A 22,762-nucleotide genomic window follows, 5' to 3' on the forward strand; every position below is an offset into this window, starting at 1 on the left:
AAAGGCCGCATGACAACCCTCGGGTTTTCATGCGGCCTTTTTGTTTTGTGCTTGCGGTCAGATCGGCTGATCCACGACACTGTCTGACCTGCGTTAAGCAATTATTTCGTTGTGGAGGCTGCCGTCATGGCCCACGAACTCTATACCCGTACCAACCAGAAGATCTATTTCGCCGGCCTGTCGCTGGAAGCGCTCGCCAGAGCCGAAGAGGGGCGGGCGATGAATTCCCTGGCGCTGATTCAGGCCGAGCGCGAGTCGGCGTTGTTCCACCTGTACGGTGCGTTGCTGGGGCTGTGCCATGAAATTGCCGGCTTCTACCGTTTGCCTCAGGCCAATGCGCCTCGGGCAGAGATGCTGCTGACTCGCGAAGTGCTGGAAGCCATCGCCATCCCGGAGATGGCTGAGATGGTCGAGTTGGCTCAGAATCGGGAAACCTGGCTAGCCAAGCTGCTGGCTGCTCACGCAGCGATGTTTCAACCGCCTCGCGCTCCGCACAAGCCAAAAGGTGACGTGACCCAGCCGCTCATTCTGGCGGTTAACCTGGATGAAGAAGAGGCGCCTGAGGAGTTGAGTCGCGAAGAGTTGGAGAGCTGGCGTCAGAATTTGAAAGCGCTGGCAATCCGGTTTCGCGAAGGCTTGAACGAGTGCTGATCGACTGAGGCCCGGCGGTGCGATTAAAAGCGCTGCTGGTCAAGTTACCGAGCGAAGCCTGGCCGATGCCTATATAATCCCCGCCTTTCGTGGAGAACAGACCTTTATGCCAACGTCCTTTCTAGAAATTGTCGAGTTACCAGACGGCCGAATCGAGCTGCGCAGGGCCGAGGACGAAGGTTCTCTGGTTACTTTGGATTTCTCCGAGGATGCCAAGGCTTTCCTGCAGGGCCAGCACGTGGAAGTCGCCAAGGCGATGTTGAGCGTCGGTGTTCAAATGGCAGGGCGCCTGGTTGAAGGCGAATTCAATACCGATGAGAGTTCGCGGGTCCTCCACTGATCCCATTCGTCGCTTTCTGCTGATATAGCTACGATCCGGCTTCTCTATCCATTGAGAAGCCCCGCGCTATTTATTGCGCGCATTGTTTACACGTTAATCCAAGCGAATATTCAGGCTTTGCGCATCCCCGGTACGGGCTGCGCTGATCAACTGTTGCCGTGAGTTTGTGTTCAAAGGGTTGAGCCAGCTGACAACCGTGTGGCTGCGGCCCAGGCGCAAGGCTTCGCAGGTCAACTGCTGAGCACTTTGAGTGCCGCGAGGTTGCAGCAGCAGGATGCGTTCGCGGTTAAGGCCGGCGTCTCGCAACCACGCCTGAGTCAGGCTGGCGGGCGGGGCGATCAGTGTCAGCCACCGCGCGTCCTGATCCTGACTCAGTTCCCGGAGAATCGGCGCCAAAAGGTTCAGGCAGTTCCCGGCCGCACCACGCAGTGAAAGCTCGCTGAAAACTTCGGGCTCGGCGCCCCAGGGCGACTCGACCACGTCTTTCAGGATCGGTGCCATCGGTTGCACCATGAACGCCTCGAACAACGGCAGTTGGGCTTGCTGTGATGTGTGTGGGAACTGCATAAAGCCTCCTTTAGCGGCGAATGACGCCGACACTCAAGCCTTCGATCACCAGTTCCTGATCTTTCAGGTTGACTTCGATAGGGGCGAATTCAGGGTTTTCGGCAATCAACCAAACCTTGCTGCCATCGCGCTTGAAGCGCTTGACGGTCACTTCGTCACCGATCCGCGCCACGACGATCTGGCCGTTGCGGGCTTCCCGGGTGGTGTGGACGGCCAGCAGGTCGCCGTCGAAAATGCCGACGTCCTTCATGCTCATGCCATGAACGCGCAGCAAATAGTCAGCGCGCGGATGGAAGAACGCGGGGTTGATGTTGCAGGACTCCTCGATGTGCTGCTGGGCCAGAATCGGCGCCCCGGCAGCCACTCGGCCAATGATCGGCAGGGTGGAATCGTCGGCCTTGGCTTCGAAGCCTGGGATGCGGATGCCGCGGGAAGCGCCCGGTGTCATCTCGATCGCACCCTTGCGGGCCAGCGCCTTTAGGTGTTCTTCCGCCGCGTTGGGCGACTTGAAACCCAGTTCCTGAGCGATTTCCGCACGGGTCGGCGGGTAGCCGTTGTCTTCGAGGCAGCGTTTGATGAAGGCCAGAATCTCTGCTTGGCGTGGCGTCAGCTTTAGCATATTGATCGCTCTGTCTTTTTATACAGTGACTGGGATTATATACAGTGAAACGGTCTTGGCAATGCCCCTTTTTTGGCAGGCCGCTGGACGGTCAATCAGCCTGCTGATTAAAGCGTCGCCGTTGTATGGTTAAATAGCTGACCGACCATTCCCAAAACGAACCGGCAAGCTTGACAATGCACAGGCTGAAACGTATGTTTCAAACAAGTGTTTGTCAGGCGGAGTAGCCATGGCCCAGTCGGAAACCGTTGAACGCATTCTTGATGCTGCCGAGCAGTTGTTCGCGGAAAAAGGTTTCGCCGAAACCTCGTTGCGTCTGATCACCAGCAAGGCTGGGGTCAATCTGGCGGCGGTCAATTATCACTTCGGTTCGAAGAAGGCGCTGATCCAGGCTGTCTTCTCGCGCTTTCTCGGGCCGTTTTGCCTGAGCCTTGATAAAGAGCTGGAGCGGCGTCAGTCCAAGCCTGAAAACAAGCCGACCCTTGAAGAGTTGCTCGAAATTCTCGTTGAGCAGGCTCTCGTCGTGCAGCCTCGCAGCGGCAACGATTTGTCCATCTTCATGCGTTTGCTGGGGCTGGCTTTTAGTCAGAGTCAGGGCCACCTGCGTCGTTATCTGGAAGACATGTACGGCAAAGTGTTCCGTCGCTACATGATGCTGGTCAACGAAGCCGCGCCGCGCATTCCGCCGATCGAGTTGTTCTGGCGCGTGCATTTCATGCTCGGCGCCGCGGCGTTCAGCATGTCGGGGATCAAGGCGCTGCGGGCCATTGCCGAGACCGATTTCGGCGTCAACACATCCATTGAACAAGTGATGCGCCTGATGGTGCCATTCCTGGCCGCGGGCATGCGTGCCGAAACCGGCGTCACCGACGCGGCCATGGCCACCGCGCAATTGCGTCCGCGCAGCAAGTCGGCCCCAGCTGCCGCCAAGGTTTAACACCGCACGGGTGGGCGCGGCGGCTGACATCCGCTAAGCTAGCCGCCCATGCCGACTCTCGTTCTGAACCTGCTCCCCATTGATATCGCCGACCTGCCGGGCACAGCCCAAGGCGGCGCATTCACGCGAGCCGGGTTTTTCGTTATCAAGGAATCTCTATGACTGCTGGCCTGCAAGGCTCGTTGATGGTGGACGTCGCCGGTACCTGGCTGACGGCCGAAGATCGCCAATTGTTGCGTCAGCCCGAAGTGGGCGGCCTGATCATTTTCGCCCGTAACATCGAAAACCCGCGCCAGGTACGCGAGCTGAGCGCCGCGATCCGCGCCATTCGTCCCGATCTGCTGCTGGCGGTGGATCAGGAGGGCGGTCGTGTTCAGCGTCTACGCCAAGGCTTCGTCCGATTGCCGGCCATGCGCGCCATCGCTGACAACCCGAACGCCGAGTATCTGGCCGAGCAATGCGGCTGGATCATGGCCACCGAAGTGCTGGCCGTCGGCCTCGATCTGAGCTTCGCCCCGGTGCTGGACCTGGATTACCAGCGCAGCGCCGTCGTCGGTACCCGTTCGTTCGAGGGTGACCCAGAGCGCGCAGCGCTGCTCGCCGGCGCATTCATTCGCGGCATGAACAGCGCCGGCATGGCCGCCACCGGCAAGCATTTCCCCGGTCACGGTTGGGCCGAGGCGGATTCGCACGTCGCGATCCCGAACGACGAACGCAGCCTCGATGAAATCCGTGCCAACGACCTGGTGCCGTTCGCCAAATTGAGCAAGCAGCTGGCCGCCGTCATGCCGGCTCACGTTATCTACCCGCAAGTCGATTCCCAGCCCGCCGGCTTTTCCCGCCGCTGGTTGCAGGACATACTGCGCGGCGAGCTGCAATTCGATGGCGTGATCTTCAGCGACGACCTGTCCATGGCCGGCGCCCACGTGGTTGGCGATGCGGCCAGCCGTATCGAAGCCGCGCTGACCGCCGGTTGCGACATGGGGCTGGTGTGCAACGACCGCGCTGCTGCGGAGCTGGCCTTGAGCGCCGCCCAGCGTTTGAAGGTCAAGCCGTCCGAGCGCATTGCGCGGATGCGCGGTCAGTCGTACGCCAACATCGAATATCGCCAAGACCCTCGCTGGCTTGCAGCTGTAGGCGCGCTCAAAGAAGCTCAACTGATTGAATAAGGACTTTTCGTTATGACGGTTTACGCGATTATCGGTGGCACCGGCCTGACTCAACTCGAAGGTCTGAGCATTCGTCAGTCACTGGCGGTGGATACGCCCTATGGCCCGCCTTCGGCCGACGTGCAGATCGGTGAATACGCCGGTAAGGAAGTGCTGTTCCTCGCCCGTCACGGTCACCCGCACCGTTTTCCGCCGCATCAGGTGAACTACCGCGCCAACCTCTGGGCGCTGAAACAGGCCGGTGCCGAAGCGATCCTCGCGGTCAACGCCGTGGGCGGAATCCATGCCGCGATGGGCACTGGACACTTCTGCGTGCCGCATCAACTGATCGACTACACCAGCGGTCGCGAACACACCTATTTCGCCGATGACCTGGAACACGTGACCCACATCGACTTCAGCTATCCCTACAGCGAATCAATGCGTCAGCAATTGATCGCGGCATTGGCGGCTGAAGGTGTCGGTTATAGCGGTCATGGTGTGTACGCCTGTACCCAAGGGCCACGCCTGGAAACCGTCGCTGAAATCGCGCGACTGGAACGTGATGGCTGCGACATCGTCGGCATGACCGGCATGCCGGAAGCGGCATTGGCGCGTGAGCTGGAGCTGGATTATGCGTGTCTGGCGCTGGTGGTGAACCCGGCAGCGGGCAAGTCCACGGCGGTGATCACCATGGCCGAGATCGAGCAAGCGTTGCAGGACGGGATGGGGAAGGTCAAGTCGACGTTGGCGCGGGTGTTAAAAGGCTAGGTTGTACGCCACCATCATTCATTATCAAAAGCATTGAGTGTATGTCGACAATCATCGAGCAACTTCAACAGCTGCCGTGGGCGGAGGCATTCAGTCATCGCGCTCTGGATAAGGCGCGCAGATATGCCCCTGAGCATCGGGTAAAAATCCTCGAACTTGATGATGTGTTGGTTCGTGCGACCTGCAGGGGCTCCCAAGGTAACGTCTACGAACAGCACATTGAGCTGGTCGAAGATGCCAACGGTACTTTTGAGCTGGACTGCAACTGCTCATGCCCCGTTGTGATCGATTGCAAACATTGCGCAACCGTTATCTATCACCTGCAAGACCTTCCTGTGGCGGTGGATGACAGTACAGCTTCCGTTCACCTGAATAGTGAGCTGGAGCGCTGGCTCGCCGGTATTCCATCCGCAAGCAATCCCCCCGATGAACCGTCGCAGGTGACGAGTACGCGCCTGTTTTACAAACTCAGGGCCACGCCCACCGTCGGGAAATGGACGCTGGAGATTTTCAAGGCGCGTCAGCTCAAGGACGGCCGTTTGCAAGACATCAAGTCGATGTACTCGCTGTCGGACACGCTGATACGCCAGCCCGGTTACCTGACCGAGCTCGACCTTCGAATCGCCAGGCTGTTAGTCGCCGTTCACTCTCACCACGCCTATTACTCCGGCTACCCCCTGGAAGGCAGCAGTGGCGCCGAACTCATCGAAATGTTGTTGCGAACCTCGCGCCTTTTCCTCGATCTCGAACAGCCACAACCCTTGACGCCGGGAATGAGAAGAACGGGTCAATTTGCGTGGGCCGAACAAGCCAATGGCAGTTTTCGCCCGCAATGGGGCAGTGACTCAGCCCCAGTGGAAACGATCCTGGCCCTGGAGCCCTTGTATTATCTGGATCGCGAGCGGCTGCAAGTAGGGCCACTGTTCAGCGAGATGGATGAAAAACTGGCGTGTCACCTCTCGTTGGTCCCGGATATTCCGGCGCGTCAGGCCATGCAGTTCAGTCATCGGATGAGGGCGGCAACTCAAGTTGCGCCGCCGCCTCACACACTGACGGAGCGGGTCATTGACGGCGTTTTCCCTCAGGTTCACCTGACTCTCGCCAGTGGCAAGCGTTACGTCCGCTGGCAGCATGAGCCAGAGCATCGCGCCGCATTGGTGTTCACCTACAACGGCCATCCGACGTCGGATAGAAACCCGGAGGTGTTGATCCTTTCGGGGACTGAAACCCAGCGCATCCAGCGCAACCTCGTCGCCGAAAAAGCCTTGCGCCAAGCCCTGCAAAAGCACGGTTTTAAAAAGGCCACACGCAAAAGCAGCCTGGACCGTCCCGGCGAAATGTTCACCCTGGCGGATGACGCAACCTGGCTTGCCTTTGCGCAAGACGGAGTACCGGCGCTGAGGGAGAAAAACTGGCTGATCGATATCAGCGATAACTTTCACTTCAACGTGCAGCCTGTAGAAGAGTGGTATGCGCAAGTCGAGGAAGGATCGGGGCACCAGTGGTTCGATCTGCAACTGGGTATCGTCGTCAACGGCGAACGTCACAGCCTGCTGCCGATATTGCTGCATCTGCTGCGTAGCCAGCCACAGTTGATGGATCCCGCAAGCCTGGCCCAACGCAACGATGACGAACTGTTGCTGATTGGACTGGGTGATGGGCGTTTCGGTGCCAAACCCCATGGCAAAGTCGCGCTGCCCTATGGTCGGATCAAACCGCTGATGGTTACCCTGGGCGAGTTGTACCTGGGGACGCATCAAGGCGATTCATTGCGTTTGAGTTTGCCGGATGCCGCGCGCCTCAGTGCGCTGGAAGGCATCCCGCTAATTTGGCAGGGCGGTGAACGACTGCGCAGTTTTGCAAAGCGTCTGCGTGAGTCGAACCATACTCATGTATCGGCGCCCGAGGGTTTGAAAGCGACACTGCGACCGTATCAGCTTGAAGGGCTGAACTGGATGCAGACCCTTCGCGAACTGGAGGTTGGCGGCATCCTCGGCGACGACATGGGCTTGGGGAAAACCCTGCAAACCCTGGCTCATCTGCTAACGGAAAAGCAGGCTGGGCGGCTTGATCGTCCGGCACTTGCCGTGATGCCCACCAGCCTGATCCCCAACTGGCTCGACGAGTCATTGCGCTTTGCTCCGCAGCTCAAGGTACTGGCGCTGCATGGCGCCGCGCGGCAAAAAGACTTTGCCCGCCTTGCCGAATACGACTTGGTGTTGACCACCTACGCATTGCTGCCTCGGGACCTGGAGGTATTGCAGCCTCAGGAATGGAGTGTGCTGATTCTCGATGAAGCGCAGAACATCAAGAACCCGGTCAGCAAAGCTGCTCAGGCAGCCCGCGACCTCCAGGCACGCCAGCGATTGTGCCTGTCCGGCACCCCGCTGGAAAACCACCTCGGCGAGTTGTGGTCGCAATTTCACTTTTTGCTGCCCGGCTGGCTTGGCGACAGCAAAACCTTCAACCGCGACTACCGCACGCCGATTGAAAAGCACGGTAACACCGAGCGGATGCAACACCTGACGGCCCGGATAAAACCCTTTTTGCTACGTCGCAAGAAAGATCAGGTGGCAACCGAATTACCGCCGAAAACCGAGATTGTGCATTGGGTTGATCTCAGCGATGGACAACGGGATGTGTATGAAACCGTGCGCGTGGCGATGGACAAGAAGGTTCGCGACGAAATTGCCCGCAGTGGTGTCGGGCGCAGTCAAATCATCATCCTCGATGCGTTGCTTAAGCTGCGTCAGGTGTGCTGCGATCTGCGGCTGATCAAAACGCCGCTCACCGCCAAGGCCCTTCGTTCTGGTAGCGGAAAACTGGTCAGCTTGATGGAGATGCTGGAAGAGCTGCTCAGCGAAGGCCGTAAGGTTTTGCTGTTTTCACAGTTCACTTCGATGCTCGCCTTGATTGAGGAAGAGTTGCAGCAACGTGGTCTGGGCTACTCGTTGTTGACGGGTGAGACAACGGATCGGCGCACACCGGTCAAGGATTTTCAGAGCGGTAAAGTGCCGCTGTTTCTGATTAGTTTGAAGGCTGGCGGCACAGGTCTGAACCTGACGGCTGCGGATACGGTTATCCATTTCGATCCGTGGTGGAACCCCGCGGTCGAAAACCAGGCGACTGACCGGGCCTACAGGATCGGGCAAAACAAACCCGTGTTCGTCTACAAGTTGATAGCCCGTGGCACGGTGGAAGAAAAAATACAGGCACTGCAGCTGGAGAAGGCTGCGCTGGCCGGGGCGGTGCTTGAAGGTGGGACGACTGGCGGCTGGAAGCTTGAGCAGAGTGATATCGAGGCGCTGTTTGCGCCGCTGCCCAATCTTAAGTCCTGATGTCTTCAGTGAGATCGAGTCGATCCCTTCGCGGGCAAGCCTCGCTCCTACTGGTTTAGAGTCGATCGCGGTATTTGCGATCAAAATGAAATCTGTAGGAGCGAGGCTTGCCCGCGAAAGCGATCTACCGGGCGCCGCAGATCTCAGCGCTTTTCCAGCTTATCCGGCAACGGCGCAAACAACGCTTCTATATCATCGCTCTGCAACTTCCAGTCCCCAGTCTTGCGCCCATCCAGCACGCCCGCCGCCAAGTCGGATTTTTCCTTTTGCAGGTGCTGAATCTTTTCTTCCACCGTGCCTCGGGCAATCATCTTGTAGACGAATACCGGCTTCTCTTGCCCAATGCGATACGCCCGGTCAGTCGCCTGATTTTCCGTCGCCGGGTTCCACCACGGATCGTAGTGGATCACCGTATCCGCCTCGGTCAGGTTCAAGCCGACACCACCGGCCTTCAAGCTGATCAGAAAGATCTGACGCTTGCCGCTCTGGAAGTCTTTCACCGGCGCCCGTCGGTCACGGGTCTGTCCCGTCAGCAACGCATATTCAACGCCGCGTTTCTTCAGTTCGACCTCGATCAGCGCCAACATCGACGTGAACTGCGAAAACAGCAAAATCCGCCGACCTTCCTCAAACAACTCATCCAGCATCTCCATCAAGCTGTCGAGCTTGCCCGAAGTGCTGCCGCGAGTCGGCAGCACGGCATCGTTGACCAGGCGTAAATCGCAGCACACTTGGCGAAGCTTCAGCAGTGCTTCAAGAATGATGATCTGGCTGCGCGCCACGCCTTTGCGAGTGATCTCGTCGCGGACTTTCTTGTCCATCGCCAGGCGCATGGTTTCATACACGTCGCGCTGGGCTTCGTTGAGCTCGACCCAATGGATGATTTCGGTCTTCGGTGGCAATTCCGTCGCCACCTGCTCCTTGGTCCTGCGCAGCAAGAACGGTTTTATCCGCCCATTGAGGTGCTGAAGCCTGACTTCGCTGGCGCGCTTTTCGATCGGCACGCGGTAATCGCGATTGAAGCTTTTTACGTCGCCGAGCCAGCCAGGCAACAGGAAGTGAAACAGCGACCACAGTTCACCCAAGTGGTTTTCCAGCGGCGTGCCACTCAGGCACAGACGCTGACGCGCATTCAACTCACGGGCCGCCTGAGCAGCCTTGCTGTTGGGGTTCTTGATGTACTGCGCTTCATCCAGAACCAGCACATGCAGAGGCTGCGCCGCCAGGCGTTCGACGTCCTTGGGCAGCAGCGCATAGGTGGTCAGGACCAGGTCGTAATCGGCCAGGTGATCAAAATGCTTTTTGCGACTGGCGCCATACAACGCCAGCACTTTGAGTTGCGGCGTGAAGTGCGCGGCTTCGTCGAGCCAGTTCGGGATCAGGCTGGTGGGCATCACCACCATGCACGGCCGATCGAGGCGTCCGGCGTTTTTCTCACTGAGAATATGCGCCAGTGTCTGTAGGGTTTTACCCAGGCCCATGTCGTCCGCGAGAATCCCGCCGACTTCCAGTTGCCGCAACGACTGCATCCAGCTCAAGCCTTCCAGCTGATACGGGCGCAAGGTTGCGTTCAAGCCTTCGGGGGCCGTCGCGGTGTAGTCCTTGATGTCCCGCAGGCGCTGGGCAAACGTGCGGATCTGCTCGCCACCTTCCCAAAGCAGCGGCATGCCTTCCAGCGGATTCAGGCGCGTGGCGTCGGCCTTGCTCAGGCGCAGCTTGGTTTCGCCGGGCTCTTGCAGGTAGAACTCGCCGAGGGTTGCCAGTACCGGTTTCAACCGACCGAAGGGCAGGGCGACCTGCAAGGGGCCGTATTCGGAATTCGGGCGGTTGGGAATGTTCACCAGGATCAGTTCGTCGTCGCGACGTCGGGCGAGGCGTTCCGGATTGAGGATTTCGGTGTGGGAACGCATCAGGTTCAACAGGATCGGCAGCAGACTCAGGCGCTCGCCATTGACGATGATCCCCAGTTCCAGATCAAACCAGTCGCGTTCCGGCGCTTGCTCGACAGTGGCGTACCAGTCATCCACGGCGGTCAGGTCGAAACCGAATGCCTCATCGATCTGCAACTCCCAGCCCTGGGTGCGCAACTTCGGCAGCTCATTGAGGGTGAAGGTCAGCCAGGCGCTGTCGTTGACCATCTCATACAGATCGCCGGCACTTTCCGGCAAGGCTTTGCTCTGGCGGGTGGCGATTTTAAAGCCGAGGATTCGCAACTGCTCCCTGTAGGCCTGTTCGACTTCCGGGTGGCGTTTTATCCGCAGTGTCTGGGTTTCTTGCCGAATCAGGACGTCGGCGTTTTTCTGTCCGCAGACGTATTCGTCCAGGTAGCTGAAAGACAGCGCCGCACGATGCTGGATGTAGCGCTGCATCTTGCCGTTGCGCGGTTCGAAGGCGCTGAACTCGATACTCGCCAGCCACAGGCGCGGCACCGGTTGCACGTTATCCACAAGGACTTGGGGCGGGGCCTTCGGGCTGCGGTTTTCCAGCACAGCCTGAAGTTTTTCCAGCAATTCGGCGTCTTGCGCGGCGGCAGGATAGGCGAGGGTTTCCTGCACCTTAAGCAGCACCGCCGCGCAATGTTTGCAGTTGGCGTGAACCGGGCAGGTGCACGTGGCATCGACCATCAGCAAGGTCGCTTTGGCTGACTCACGAAGGCGAATGGTCTGACGGTAAACGTTACCGCCAGAGCCTTCGCAGGCGGCGATGATCGTGGCGTCGCCGGCCTCGACGATCCTGACGCGGTTCTCCAGTGCGTAGCGACGGCCACGCTCCAGGCTCTGTTCCTTGAATCGGCTGACCCAGGAAGGTGCCAGGGGTTTGCTCAGGGTCGCAGACATAAGGACTTCAATCAGTCCGGAATTTCATCGGGGACTGGCCGAGGTGCCGGGGCGGTCAACGAAGTGATCTTGATCAACATCCCCAAATGGCCGTTGTCGAGGAAGTTCAGCTGGCCGTTTTTGGTGTGGCTTTCCTGCTTCAGGCGTTCGCTGGCAGTGACCATGCCGTTGGCGTCGATCTGGTTGACCCAAAAGTCCGCATCCACATCCGTGAAGCGCCCCAGCTTCAGGCTCAAGGTGCCCTCGATCGGGAACTGGCCGAACTGCTCCGTGCCGTCGCTGATTGCGATTTTGCTGGCTTCTTCGCCGAGGGTCTGCTGCCAGGCCTTGTGCAGCAAAACGGTGTATTCGTTGCTGGCGGTCAGCTTTTCCACTTCACCATTCAGGCTCGGCGTGCGCAGGCTGTCGGGGTTGATGCGCTGGGCGCCGGCAGCCCAGTCTTCGGGTGCGGCTTTGCTGACAATGGCAGGCACAGCGTTCTGGCGGACCAGAATCATTTCAATCTGATACAGGTCATCGGCAAAGGCCGTAGGGGCGACCAGGGTGGTCAGCAAGGTCAGTAAACGAAACAGGCGCATGCGGCGTCCTTCAAGCAGTTTTAGGAATGAGGCACTCAAGCAGCGCCTCTACAGTATTAAAGCGCTCTTGCGGGCTTTCCATCGGGACCATGAACTTAAACATCGTGGCACCTTCGAATTTGTAGCGTTTGGGCTGGCCCTGGATCAGTTTGATCAGGGTCAGCGGGTCGACCGGCGTCTGCGCCGCGAACTCGATCCGGCCGCCTTGCGGGCCACCGTCGACTTTCTTGATGCCCAGCAATTCGGCTTGCAGCTTCAACGCCGTGATGCGCATCAGGTTCTTGGTCGGCTCCGGCAGCAGGCCGAAGCGGTCGATCATCTCCACTTGCAGGTCCTTGAGGCCTTCCTCATCGGTGGCCGAGGCAATGCGTTTGTAGAGAATCAGTCGGGCATGCACGTCCGGCAAGTAGGCTTCGGGAATCAACGCCGGGACACGCAGGTTGACTTCCGGGCCACCGCCTAGCGGCTGATCGAGGTTCGGTTGTTCGCCCTTGCGGATCGATTTCACCGCACGTTCGAGCATTTCCATGTACAGGGTGAAACCGACGGCCTGAATCTGACCGCTTTGACCGTCGCCCAACAATTCACCGGCGCCACGAATTTCCAGGTCGTTGGTGGCAAGCACGAAACCCGCGCCGAGGTCCTGGGTGTTGGCGATCGCTTCCAGGCGCTTTTCCGCGTCCGGGGTGATTTGCTGGCGTGGCGGGGTCAGCAGGTACGCATAAGCCTGGTGGTGACTGCGACCAACCCGGCCGCGCAGCTGGTGCAACTGCGCGAGGCCGAATTTGTCGGCACGCTCGATGATTATGGTGTTGGCGCTCGGCACGTCGATGCCGGTCTCGATGATGGTCGAGGCGATCAGCACGTTGAAACGCTTGTGGTAGAAGTCGCTCATCACCTGTTCGAGATCGCGTTCACGCATCTGCCCGTGGCCGATGCCGATCCGTGCTTCCGGTACCAGTTCGGCGAGGTCGGCGGCACATTTCTCGATGGTCTTCACGTCGTTGTGCAGGTAATAGACCTGACCGCCACGCAGCAACTCGCGAAGCAGGGCCTCTTTGACCGTGCTCTTGTTCTGCTCCATGACGAAGGTTCGCACCGACAGGCGACGGGCCGGCGGCGTGGCGATGATCGACAGGTCGCGCATGCCCGACACTGCCATGTTCAGCGTGCGCGGAATCGGCGTGGCGGTCAGGGTGAGAATGTCGACTTCACTGCGCAGGGCCTTGAGCTGTTCTTTCTGGCGGACACCAAAACGGTGCTCTTCGTCGATGATCACCAGCCCGAGGTTTTTGATCTTCACGTCGTCTTGCAGCAGCTTGTGCGTGCCGATGACGATGTCGATCTTGCCTTCGGCGAGGTCCGCAACCGCGGCGTTCACTTCCTTGGTCGACTTGAAACGGCTCATCACTTCCACGCTCACTGGCCAGTCGGCGAAGCGGTCGCGGAAGCTGTTGTAATGCTGCTGGGCGAGGAGGGTGGTCGGCACCAGGATCGCCACCTGACGACCGCCGTGTACCGCAATGAACGCTGCACGCATGGCCACTTCGGTCTTGCCGAAACCCACATCGCCGCAAACCAGGCGATCCATCGGTTTTGGCGCAAGCATGTCGGCGCGCACGGCATCGATGGTGGTTTGCTGGTCCGGGGTTTCTTCGAACGGGAAACCGGCGCTGAAGGTCGCGTAATCGGCTTTCGGATCTTCGAACGCGTAACCTTCGCGAGCGGCGCGACGGGCATAGATGTCGAGCAATTCCGCCGCCACGTCGCGCACCTGTTCGGCGGCTTTGCGTTTGGCTTTCTGCCAGGTTTCGGAGCCGAGGCGGTGCAGCGGGGCCAATGCATCGTCGCTGCCGGTGTAACGGGCGATCAGGTGCAGGTTGGCCACGGGCACGTAAAGCTTGGCCCCTTCGGCGTATTGCAGGGTCAAGAACTCGGCGGCCTGATCGTCGATTTCCAGGGTCGCGAGCCCGAGGTAGCGACCGACGCCGTGATCGATATGCACCACCGGCGCACCTTCGCGCAGCTCGGTAAGGTTCTTGATGACTGCATCGTTGTTGGCGTCGGTGCGTTTTTCGCGGCGACGACGCTGCATCACGCGCTGACCGAACAACGGGCTTTCGGCAACCAGCGCCAGGGCTGGGTTGTCGAGTACCAGACCTTCGTCGAGCGGCGCGATGGTGATCGCCAGGCGCTCCTTGCTCGCGACGAAATCCGGCCAACTGTCGACGGTTTTCGGTCGCAGCTTCAGTCGTTCGAGCAACTCCAGCAGCACTTCTCGACGGCCTGCGGACTCGGCGGTAAACAGTACGCGTCCGGGGAACTCGTCGAGGAAACCGGCCAGCGCCGCCAACGGTTGAGTGGCCTTGGCTTCGATGGCCAGGTTCGGCAGCTCTCGCGCCGGGAAGCGCTCGCGGCCGACGCCGGTTTCCACGTCCTGTTGACTGGCAACCACCCGTGGCCAGCTCTTCAGGCGTGCAAAGCAATCTTCCACCGGCAGGAACAGTTCGGCCGGTGGCAATAAAGGACGGGAAGGATCGACGCGGCGCTCTTCATAACGATTACGCACATCGTTCCAGAAGTTCTCTGCGGCCTGCTCGATGCCCGGCAGGGAAAACACTTGGGTGTCCTGGGGCAGGTAATCGAACAGGGTGGAGGTTTCATCGAAGAACAGCGGCAGGTAGTACTCGATACCGGCCGGTGTAATCCCGCTGCTCAAATCCTGGAAGATCGGGCAGCGACGGAAGTCGACATCGAAACGCTCACGAAAGCGTGCCTTGAAGCGGGTGACGGCGTCTTTCTGCAGCGGGAATTCCCGCGCGGGCAGCAGGCGAACGGTGTCGACCTTGTCGATGGAGCGCTGGTTTTCCGGATCGAAGGTACGCAGCGTCTCGATTTCGTCGTCGAACAAGTCGATACGGAAAGGCAGTTTGCTGCCCATCGGGAACAGATCGATCAACGAGCCGCGGACGGTGAATTCGCCGTGCTCGTACACCGTGTCGACGTAGCGATAGCCGCTGGCTTCCAGTCGGGTGCGCATCTGCTCGACGTCGAGCTTCTGGCCAACGTCCAGCACCAGGCTGCTGCCGAGCAGGAATTTGGTTGGCGCGAGGCGGTGCAGCGCCGTGGTGATCGGCACGACCAATACGCCATGACTCAGCTCCGGCAACCTGTACAGGGCCGCGATGCGCTGGGAAATGATGTCCTGGTGTGGCGAAAACAGATCGTAGGGCAGGGTTTCCCAGTCCGGGAAATGCAGCACGGGCAAATCCGGGGCGAAGAAACTCAGCTCCTGTTCCAGCCGTTCGGCACTTTGGCTGTCGGCGGTCAGCAGCAGGGTAAAGCGCTTGGCAGCGCTGGCAGCCTCGGCGATGGCCAGGCTCAGGGCGGCACCGGGCAGGTTGCCCCAGTGCTGTTTACCTGCCGCGGCAGGGAGAAGCGGTAGACGCAGAACGGGCACGGAAGGTTGAGCTCCAAGCGTTGCGACAAAGTCGGTAATTGTAGCGGCCCCGGGTGCCGCCTGTCAGTTGCAGATGTGTCTATTACGCCGGTTTGGCGAAATGTAGTGGTAAAGACAAAATCCGCCGGTTTTTTGCTGAAATTTGATGATTATGTAGTGGCAAAACGACCGAGTGTTACGGAGGGTTACGGATAAGACAGCGGTATCTCCAAAAAATTGACTGCGCTGAAAGCTGCGGTTTTACTGGGCTGCGGCAGTGCGTGATTTTTTTGAACGGGAATTTGTTCCGGATCGCACGACAGGCGCGCATTGCTACGGGAGGCACTCGGCGGCATAATGTAGCCCCTTTTTTCTGCCCCTACATGTGGAAGGTTCCCGTGACTCAGAAGCCCGACCAGTGTCTTGGTGAATGGATCGACCGTGAAGCACTCGCAGAAGCGATGATTCCGCTTATCGGTCAGCTCTACCGCAATAACAACGTGGTGAGCTCGATCTATGGCCGCAGCCTGATCAATCGTTCAGTCATTGCGATTCTCAAAGCTCACCGCTTTGCTCGTCATCGTCAGTCCGATGACAGCGAATTGTCCGTCCACGAAACATTCCCGCTGCTCAAGGCGATGAGCGAGCTCAAGCTCGGCGCCGCTTCGGTTGACCTGGGCAAGCTTGCGGTCAAGTTCAAGGCCGAAGGCAATGGCCGTACTGCCGAGCAGTTCGTCCGCGAAGAACTGGCTGACGTCGTTGGTCAGCAAAACGTTGCCGCTCGTAAAGGCACCGACGTTGTCCTGTACGGCTTCGGTCGTATCGGTCGTCTGCTGGCGCGCATCCTGATCGAGAAAACCGGTGGTGGCGACGGCCTGCGTCTGCGCGCCATCGTTGTCCGCAAGGGCGCCGAGAACGATCTGGTCAAGCGTGCAAGCCTGCTGCGTCGTGACTCGGTTCATGGTCCGTTCGATGGCACCATCACCATTGATGAAGCCAACAACACCATCACCGCCAACGGCAACCTGATCCAGGTTATCTACGCGAAGAACCCGACTGAAGTGGATTACACCCAGTACGGCATCAAAGACGCGCTGCTGGTGGACAACACCGGCGTATGGCGTGACGCCGACGGCCTGGGTCAACACCTGGCTTGCCCGGGTATCGATCGCGTTGTTCTGACCGCGCCGGGTAAAGGCAAGCTGAAGAACATCGTTCACGGCATCAACCACGGTGAAATCACCGCTGATGACAAGATCGTTTCCGCCGCTTCCTGCACCACCAACGCTATCGTGCCGGTGCTGAAAGCCGTCAACGACAAGTTCGGCATCATCAATGGTCACGTTGAAACGGTTCACTCGTACACCAACGACCAGAACCTGATCGACAACTTCCACAAAGGCGATCGCCGTGGCCGTAGCGCCGCGTTGAACATGGTGATCACCGAGACCGGTGCTGCCACCGCTGCCGCCAAGGCGCTGCCTGAACTGGCTGGCAAGCTGACCGGTAACGCGATCCGCGTTCCGACGCCAAACGTGTCGATGGCCATTCTCAACCTGAACCTTGAGAAAGCCGCCACCCGTGAAGAGATGAACGATTACCTGCGCTACATGGCGTTGCACTCCGATCTGCATAAGCAAATCGACTACGTCAACTCGCAGGAAGTGGTTTCCACCGACTTCGTTGGCTCGCGCCACGCAGGCGTTGTGGATGCTGAAGCAACCATCACCCAAGACAACCGCGTTGTTCTGTACGTTTGGTACGACAACGAATTCGGTTACAGCTGCCAGGTGGTTCGCGTGATGGAAGACATGGCCGGTGTAAACCCGCCAGCATTCCCGCGCTAAGCCTTAGCTGCACATGAAAACGCCCCGACTTTGGTCGGGGCGTTTTTATTTGTGTGTCTGTTGGATCTTTGTTGCCTGCACCGGCCTCATCGCTAGCAGGCTAGCTCCCACAGGGGCTTGTGAGCGCCACAGATCTAGTGTGGGAGCTAGCCTGCTAGCGATGGCGATCTGTCAGGCGCCGCCGACTACCGCTGCTTGCGCAGTCCGCAGTTCATGCCGATTGCCTTTGAACAACACCAGCGTCGCAATCAACCCCAACACCGCCGCGCCACTGAGCCAGATCCCCGGCGCAGCCTTGTTGTCCAGTACGTGGATCAGGTATGTGCAAGCCGCCGGTGTAAACCCGCCGAACGTTGCCGTCGCCAGGCTGTAGGCCAACGAGAAACCAGTCGTACGCACTTCCACCGGCATGATCTCGGTCAGCGCCACAACCATGGCGCCGTTGTATGAGCCATACAGGAATGACAGCCACAACTCGACGATCAGCAAATGGCTGAAACTCGGGTTCGCCACCAGCCATGACAAGGCAGGGTAGGCCGTGAGGATCGCCAGAATGGTCGCCGCCAGGAGTAGGGGTTTACGTCCGATCCTGTCGGACACGGAACCCATCACCGGCAGCCAGAAGAAGTTCGACAGGCCGATGCACACCGTCACCAGCAACGCATCCAGATCCGACAGGTGCAGTTCGGCTTTGCCGAAGGTCGGGGTGTAGGCGGTGATCAGGTAGAACGAAACGGTGGTCATCACGACCAGCGCCATGCCGGCGATGACGATGCCAAAGTTCTGACTGATCGAGCGGACGACGTCCCGCAGGGTCGGGCGGTGTTTGCGCGCCTGGAACTCCGGCGTTTCTTCTAGTGAGCGACGGATCACGAAGATCACCGGCACAATCATGCAGCCGATCAGGAACGGCACGCGCCAGCCCCAGTCACCCATTTCTTCGGGGCTGAGCCAGTGGTTCAAGCCGACGCCCAGCAGGCCGGCGAACACCACCGCGGCTTGCTGGCTGGCGGATTGCCAACTGACAAAGAAGCCTTTGCGACCCGGCGTGGAGATCTCCGCCAGGTACACCGACACACCGCCCAGTTCCACGCCGGCCGAGAAGCCTTGCAGCAGGCGGCCGAACAATACGAGCAGTGGCGCGGCGACGCCGAGGGTGGCGTAACCCGGCACGCAAGCGATCAGCACCGTACCGGCCGCCATCATCGCCAAGGTGATGATCAGGCCTTTGCGGCGACCATGACGGTCGATGTAGGCACCGAGGAAAATCGCCCCCAAAGGACGCATCAGGAAGCCGGCACCGAACGTGGCCAGCGACAACATCAGGGAGGCGAAAGCGCTGCCGGCAGGGAAGAAGGTTTTAGCGATGGCCGTGGCGTAAAAGCCGTAGACCATAAAGTCGAACATTTCGAGAAAGTTACCGCTGACAACGCGAAAAATCGCTTTGCCTTTGCCCGTATTGGAAGACATGTGTAGGTACTCACGCTGGTAAATCTTGCTTGAAACGCTCGACCTGTGGGAGCGAGATCGGCTTGCCGGCGATAGCGGTGTGCCAGTCAACATCAATGCTGATTGACCCTATGCCATCGCGAGCAGGCTCGCTCCCACAGGTTTTGCGTCTTTCTGACGGGCACTGGCAGCCCTCGCTCCCATGCGCTCTGAGGCCCATAATGGCGGGCGCGGTTTTGAGGGAGGATGAAGATTTGTTAACTGGACGGTGGAGTGGACTTGTGGTGCTGGCCGGCGTTTTGTCCGGTTGTGGCAACGGCGACAGCCTGGAGCGCTTCGACGGCCCGACCATGGGCAGTACTTATTCAATCAAATACGTGCACAGCACCGGTCTTCCTGCTCCAGAAGAAGTCCAGGCGCAGGTCGAAAAGATCCTCGCCGACATTGACCAGCAAATGTCCACCTACCGCAGCGACTCGGACATCGAGGTTTTCAACGATCTCCCGGCCAATCGCTGTCAGAAAATGCCCGCGTCGATCCTCAAGCTCGTCCGCGTCGGTGAGCAGCTCTCGGAACAAAGCGAAGGCTCCTACGACCTGACGGTCGAACCGCTGCTCAACCTCTGGGGTTTCGGTCCGCAGGCCCGCGAGGAAAAAGTCCCCGCTGCCCAGGCGCTCGCCGAAGTACGCCAGCGGGTGGGTTACCAACATCTGCGCATCGATCGCGATCAGTTGTGCAAGGACGCCGCCGTCGAAGTCGACTTCAACAGCATCGCCGCCGGTTACGCCGTCGACGCCATTGCCGAAAAACTCGAAGCGCTGGGTATCCACAACTTCCTGGCCGAAGTCACCGGCGAGCTAAAGGCTGCGGGTAAAAAACTCGACGGCTCGGCCTGGAAGATCGCGTTGGAGGAGCCTCGTGACGACCAGCAAGTGGCGCAAAAAATCATCGCGGTCGACGGCTACGGCCTGTCCACCTCCGGCGACTACCGCAATTATTTCCAGCAGGGCGGCAAGCGCTATTCCCACACCTTCGATGCCCGCACCGGTGCGCCGGTCTCACACACACTGGCGTCAGTCACGGTGATTAATCCTTCAGCGTTAATGGCCGATGGCTTATCGACGCTGTTGCTGATTCTCGGCCCGGAGCGCGGTTGGGACTACGCAGAAAAACACGATATCGGCGCATTTTTTGTGATTCGTGCCGATACAGGTTTCGTCACACGAACCAATCAGGCTTTTGAGCGCCTCAGTGGCGGCAAAACCGAATGATTGCAGCGATTCGCGCATTGAAGGCTGGCGTTGTAGTGCAGGCAAAACTAGCCTACGACGCGACCAAGGGTTAATGTGCCCGGCGTTGACGCTTCTATAGACTGTGTCCGGGTTCTGCACTGGCCCCAAATTGTTCCTTCACGCCGCAGATCGGCGTGATTTAGCCGCAGGTGCCGAGGGCGCCGCGGCCTGTTCTGAGGAGTATGCATGGCTGTCTACAACTACGACGTGGTGGTGCTGGGTTCCGGCCCGGCGGGAGAAGGCGCGGCAATGAACGCCGCCAAAGCAGGGCGCAAGGTGGCGATGGTCGATAGCCGTCGCCAGGTCGGCGGCAACTGCACCCACCTGGGCACCATCCCGTCCAAGGCACTGCGTCACTCGGTCCGGCAGATCATGCAGTTCAACACCAACCCGATGTTCCGGGCCATTGGTGAGCCGCGCTGGTTCTCGTTCCCGGACGTGCTGAAAAGCGCCGAAAAAGTCATTTCCAAACAAGTCGCCTCGCGCACCGGCTACTACGCCCGTAACCGTGTCGACGTGTTCTTCGGCACCGGCAGCTTCGCCGACGAGCAAACCATCGAAGTGGTCTGCGCCAACGGCGTGGTCGAAAAACTGGTGGCCAAGCACATCATCATCGCCACCGGCTCGCGTCCTTATCGCCCGGCGGACATCGATTTCCATCACCCGCGTATCTACGATAGCGACACCATCCTCAGCCTCGGCCACACCCCGCGCAAACTCATCGTTTACGGCGCTGGCGTGATCGGTTGCGAATACGCGTCGATCTTCAGTGGCCTTGGTGTACTGGTTGAGCTGGTGGACAACCGCGGTCAGTTGCTGAGCTTCCTGGACTCGGAAATTTCCCAGGCCTTGAGCTACCACTTCAGCAACAACAACATCACGGTTCGCCATAACGAAGACTACGACCGCGTCGAAGGCGTGGACAACGGCGTGATCCTGCACCTCAAGTCCGGCAAGAAGATCAAGGCCGATGCCTTGCTCTGGTGCAACGGCCGTACTGGCAACACCGATCAACTGGGTCTGGAAAACATCGGCGTCAAGGTCAACAGCCGTGGCCAGATCGAAGTCGACGAAGCCTATCGCACCTGCGTACCGAACATTTACGGTGCCGGTGACGTGATCGGCTGGCCGAGCCTGGCCAGTGCCGCGCATGACCAGGGTCGTTCGGCCGCTGGCAGCATCGTTGATAACAACAGCTGGCGCTTCGTCAACGATGTGCCGACCGGCATCTACACCATTCCGGAGATCAGCTCGATCGGCAAGAACGAGCAGGAGCTGACTCAGGCCAAGGTGCCGTACGAAGTGGGCAAGGCGTTCTTCAAGAGCATGGCGCGTGCACAGATTGCCGGCGAGCCTCAGGGCATGCTGAAAATCCTGTTCCACCGCGAGACCCTGGAAGTGCTGGGCGTTCACTGCTTCGGTTATCAGGCGTCGGAGATCGTGCACATCGGTCAGGCGATCATGAGCCAGCCGGGTGAATTGAACACGCTGAAGTACTTCGTCAACACGACGTTCAACTACCCGACCATGGCCGAAGCCTATCGGGTAGCAGCGTACGACGGCCTCAACCGGCTTTTTTGAGTGGCTCCGGCCGGTGGCCTGAGCCGGCCGGGGAGACCGATTTCAGCAATTCTCGAGGGTGGCGCTGGCCAAACCGGGAAAGTCTGTAATCAGGCTGTCAACGCCGAAGTCGGCGAGTCTGCGCATCAGCGCGGGCTCGTTGACTGTCCACACCGACACATGCAGCCCCTGACGCTGCGCCTTCTGCAGGCGTTCCGGCGTACACAGGGTCCAGTTCAGCGCCAGAATCTCACAGCCATAACTTTGCGCGACCTTCAGCGGGTCGAGCCACGCGTACTCGGCCACCAGACCGCGGGACACGTCCGGCACCAGGTCCAGTGCGGCTTTCAATACTTCACGTGAGCTGGACGTGATCGTGACCTTGTCGAGCAGGCCGAAGCGCTGAGCCATTTCACGAATCGCCAGCACGGTCGTCGCGGCGCGGGTGCGTGAGGCGCTTTTGACTTCCAGCTGCCAATGCTCGAAATCGCACTTCTCGAACAATTCTTCCAGCGTTGGAATCGGGCAGGGCTTGATCCAGCCCGGGCCACCCTTGCGCGCGTCGTAGGTCACCAGGTCCTTTGCGGTGTGCTCGACGACCTTGCCGCGCCGGTCGGTGGTGCGCTTGAGCGTCGGGTCATGGATGACCATCAACTCGTTGTCCATGGACAGGTGCAGGTCCAGTTCGCAGCGGCGTACGCCGTGCTCGAGGCAGTGCTGAAAACTGGTCAGCGTGTTTTCCGGTGCTTCGCCCTTGGCGCCGCGATGGCCGTAGATGAGGGTCACGGTTCTTCCTTAATTTAAATGCCTGATTCGTTTTCGCGGGCCAGACGTCGTTCCTGGGCCTGCTTCTGCAAAATGTAGCGGGCCAGCAATTGGCGCTGGGCATCGGTCGGGTATTGGAACTCGGTGCCGACGTCGTAGGCGCCAGCCTTGCGATCGCAATGCGTGACCTTGGCCCGCAGCAACAGACCGAGGGCCTGCGGCATCAGTACCAGTTTGACCGACAGGTGCGCGCCCACGGCGATGGGGGTCGGGTACTGAAAGTCGATGCCGCCTTCGGAAATGATCACCGGCTGCGGCTCGCCGATCTGCCCGAGTACGGTGATGGCGATCACCTGGCTCAGCAGATCGATGCGTTTGTTCTGGGATTTCAGGAATGCGGCGAGGTTGCGGTCGCGCTCACTGATCTGGCGCAGCAGGTGTTGCGACTCGAATTCACTCAGGTGCAGTTCGCTGAGCAAGTTGAACAGTGGGGAAGCATCCTGCAACACTTCCTGGCCTGCGGCTTCGGGAGCGGACAGGGGCCGAATTTCCAGTGCGATCGTGTCCTCGATACGGTAGTATTCGCGGCGATCTTCTTCATCTAATGTCGACATGGCGAACCCA

Annotated in this window: 17 protein-coding genes; 9 read left to right on the forward strand and 8 right to left on the reverse strand. The window is 59.4% G+C overall.

The window, feature by feature from the left end; all coding sequences use genetic code 11:
- Positions 1–126: 126 nt before the first annotated feature.
- Together ACYZT6_RS07990 and ACYZT6_RS07995 are read left to right on the forward strand one after the other, a co-directional pair.
- The gene (locus ACYZT6_RS07990; RefSeq protein WP_462026407.1) at positions 127–651 is read left to right on the forward strand and encodes a DUF6586 family protein; all 525 of its coding nucleotides are present in this window, start codon (positions 127–129) and stop codon (positions 649–651) included.
- Positions 652–757: 106 nt separating this feature from the next.
- The gene (locus tag ACYZT6_RS07995; protein WP_010456352.1) at positions 758–991 is read left to right on the forward strand and encodes a hypothetical protein; all 234 of its coding nucleotides are present in this window, start codon (positions 758–760) and stop codon (positions 989–991) included.
- 93 nt (positions 992–1,084) lie between these two features.
- Here ACYZT6_RS07995 and sulA read toward each other — a convergent pair whose 3' ends face one another.
- Positions 1,085–1,558, reverse strand: a complete 474-nt coding sequence (gene sulA / locus ACYZT6_RS08000; protein ID WP_462026408.1) for an SOS-induced cell division inhibitor SulA — start codon at positions 1,556–1,558, stop codon at positions 1,085–1,087.
- Positions 1,559–1,568: 10 nt separating this feature from the next.
- A complete protein-coding gene (gene lexA, locus ACYZT6_RS08005) occupies positions 1,569–2,177 on the reverse strand; it encodes a transcriptional repressor LexA (RefSeq protein ID WP_046026989.1) in 609 nt (202 codons plus the stop codon).
- Positions 2,178–2,406: 229 nt separating this feature from the next.
- On the opposite strand from lexA, the gene ACYZT6_RS08010 reads away from it, so the two are divergent.
- From ACYZT6_RS08010 to ACYZT6_RS08025, 4 genes are all read left to right on the forward strand, one after another.
- Positions 2,407–3,114 (forward strand): TetR/AcrR family transcriptional regulator, encoded by a 708-nt coding sequence (locus ACYZT6_RS08010; RefSeq protein WP_131059947.1) that lies wholly within the window; start codon positions 2,407–2,409, stop codon positions 3,112–3,114.
- Between the two features lie 158 nt (positions 3,115–3,272).
- A complete protein-coding gene (gene nagZ / locus ACYZT6_RS08015) occupies positions 3,273–4,283 on the forward strand; it encodes a beta-N-acetylhexosaminidase (protein ID WP_462026409.1) in 1,011 nt (336 codons plus the stop codon).
- A gap of 12 nt (positions 4,284–4,295) precedes the next feature.
- Positions 4,296–5,033: an S-methyl-5'-thioinosine phosphorylase gene (locus ACYZT6_RS08020; protein WP_462026410.1), complete on the forward strand. Its 738-nt coding sequence runs from the start codon at positions 4,296–4,298 to the stop codon at positions 5,031–5,033.
- Positions 5,034–5,074: 41 nt separating this feature from the next.
- On the forward strand, positions 5,075–8,371 hold the full coding sequence (locus ACYZT6_RS08025; protein WP_462026411.1) for a DEAD/DEAH box helicase: 3,297 nt from the start codon (positions 5,075–5,077) through the stop codon (positions 8,369–8,371).
- Positions 8,372–8,514: 143 nt separating this feature from the next.
- On the opposite strand, the gene ACYZT6_RS08030 is transcribed toward ACYZT6_RS08025, so the two are convergent.
- The 3 genes from ACYZT6_RS08030 to mfd are packed head-to-tail and all read right to left on the reverse strand — an operon-like array spanning position 8,515 to position 15,246.
- Positions 8,515–11,208 (reverse strand): SNF2-related protein, encoded by a 2,694-nt coding sequence (locus ACYZT6_RS08030; protein ID WP_462026412.1) that lies wholly within the window; start codon positions 11,206–11,208, stop codon positions 8,515–8,517.
- An 11-nt stretch (positions 11,209–11,219) separates the two neighbouring features.
- Entirely contained in the window at positions 11,220–11,786 is a 567-nt protein-coding gene (locus ACYZT6_RS08035) for a CsiV family protein (protein WP_462026413.1), read from the reverse strand.
- 10 nt (positions 11,787–11,796) lie between these two features.
- Positions 11,797–15,246, reverse strand: a complete 3,450-nt coding sequence (gene mfd / locus ACYZT6_RS08040; protein ID WP_462026414.1) for a transcription-repair coupling factor — start codon at positions 15,244–15,246, stop codon at positions 11,797–11,799.
- Positions 15,247–15,608: 362 nt separating this feature from the next.
- Between mfd and ACYZT6_RS08045 the strand changes: the two genes are divergently transcribed.
- Positions 15,609–17,072 (forward strand): glyceraldehyde-3-phosphate dehydrogenase, encoded by a 1,464-nt coding sequence (locus ACYZT6_RS08045; protein WP_109628993.1) that lies wholly within the window; start codon positions 15,609–15,611, stop codon positions 17,070–17,072.
- 171 nt (positions 17,073–17,243) lie between these two features.
- Here ACYZT6_RS08045 and tcuC read toward each other — a convergent pair whose 3' ends face one another.
- On the reverse strand, positions 17,244–18,542 hold the full coding sequence (tcuC, locus tag ACYZT6_RS08050; protein WP_462026415.1) for a tricarballylate/proton symporter TcuC: 1,299 nt from the start codon (positions 18,540–18,542) through the stop codon (positions 17,244–17,246).
- Between the two features lie 200 nt (positions 18,543–18,742).
- Here tcuC and ACYZT6_RS08055 point away from each other — a divergent pair, with 200 nt between their 5' ends.
- Both ACYZT6_RS08055 and sthA read left to right on the forward strand, forming a co-directional pair.
- Entirely contained in the window at positions 18,743–19,792 is a 1,050-nt protein-coding gene (locus ACYZT6_RS08055) for an FAD:protein FMN transferase (RefSeq protein ID WP_462026416.1), read from the forward strand.
- A gap of 207 nt (positions 19,793–19,999) precedes the next feature.
- Entirely contained in the window at positions 20,000–21,394 is a 1,395-nt protein-coding gene (sthA, locus tag ACYZT6_RS08060; protein WP_007907752.1) for a Si-specific NAD(P)(+) transhydrogenase, read from the forward strand.
- 42 nt (positions 21,395–21,436) lie between these two features.
- Here sthA and ACYZT6_RS08065 read toward each other — a convergent pair whose 3' ends face one another.
- The gene (locus tag ACYZT6_RS08065) at positions 21,437–22,159 is read right to left on the reverse strand and encodes a glycerophosphodiester phosphodiesterase (RefSeq protein ID WP_462026417.1); all 723 of its coding nucleotides are present in this window, start codon (positions 22,157–22,159) and stop codon (positions 21,437–21,439) included.
- A 14-nt stretch (positions 22,160–22,173) separates the two neighbouring features.
- Positions 22,174–22,752, reverse strand: coding sequence for a PilZ domain-containing protein (locus ACYZT6_RS08070; protein WP_462026418.1), 579 nt, complete (start codon positions 22,750–22,752; stop codon positions 22,174–22,176).
- Positions 22,753–22,762: the final 10 nt, after the last annotated feature.

It is taken from the genome of Pseudomonas sp. RT6P73, from assembly GCF_054897715.1.

Bases quoted from the DNA above. Each gene is read 5' to 3' on its own strand.
- ACYZT6_RS07990 (WP_462026407.1), top strand. From the start codon at position 127: ATGGCCCACGAACTCTATACCCGTACCAACCAGAAGATCTATTTCGCC.
- ACYZT6_RS07995 (WP_010456352.1), top strand. From the start codon at position 758: ATGCCAACGTCCTTTCTAGAAATTGTCGAGTTACCAGACGGCCGAATC.
- sulA (WP_462026408.1), bottom strand. From the start codon at position 1,558: ATGCAGTTCCCACACACATCACAGCAAGCCCAACTGCCGTTGTTCGAG.
- lexA (WP_046026989.1), bottom strand. From the start codon at position 2,177: ATGCTAAAGCTGACGCCACGCCAAGCAGAGATTCTGGCCTTCATCAAA.
- ACYZT6_RS08010 (WP_131059947.1), top strand. From the start codon at position 2,407: ATGGCCCAGTCGGAAACCGTTGAACGCATTCTTGATGCTGCCGAGCAG.
- nagZ (WP_462026409.1), top strand. From the start codon at position 3,273: ATGACTGCTGGCCTGCAAGGCTCGTTGATGGTGGACGTCGCCGGTACC.
- ACYZT6_RS08020 (WP_462026410.1), top strand. From the start codon at position 4,296: ATGACGGTTTACGCGATTATCGGTGGCACCGGCCTGACTCAACTCGAA.
- ACYZT6_RS08025 (WP_462026411.1), top strand. From the start codon at position 5,075: ATGTCGACAATCATCGAGCAACTTCAACAGCTGCCGTGGGCGGAGGCA.
- ACYZT6_RS08030 (WP_462026412.1), bottom strand. From the start codon at position 11,208: ATGTCTGCGACCCTGAGCAAACCCCTGGCACCTTCCTGGGTCAGCCGA.
- ACYZT6_RS08035 (WP_462026413.1), bottom strand. From the start codon at position 11,786: ATGCGCCTGTTTCGTTTACTGACCTTGCTGACCACCCTGGTCGCCCCT.
- ACYZT6_RS08045 (WP_109628993.1), top strand. From the start codon at position 15,609: ATGTGGAAGGTTCCCGTGACTCAGAAGCCCGACCAGTGTCTTGGTGAA.
- tcuC (WP_462026415.1), bottom strand. From the start codon at position 18,542: ATGTCTTCCAATACGGGCAAAGGCAAAGCGATTTTTCGCGTTGTCAGC.
- ACYZT6_RS08055 (WP_462026416.1), top strand. From the start codon at position 18,743: ATGGCGGGCGCGGTTTTGAGGGAGGATGAAGATTTGTTAACTGGACGG.
- sthA (WP_007907752.1), top strand. From the start codon at position 20,000: ATGGCTGTCTACAACTACGACGTGGTGGTGCTGGGTTCCGGCCCGGCG.
- ACYZT6_RS08070 (WP_462026418.1), bottom strand. From the start codon at position 22,752: ATGTCGACATTAGATGAAGAAGATCGCCGCGAATACTACCGTATCGAG.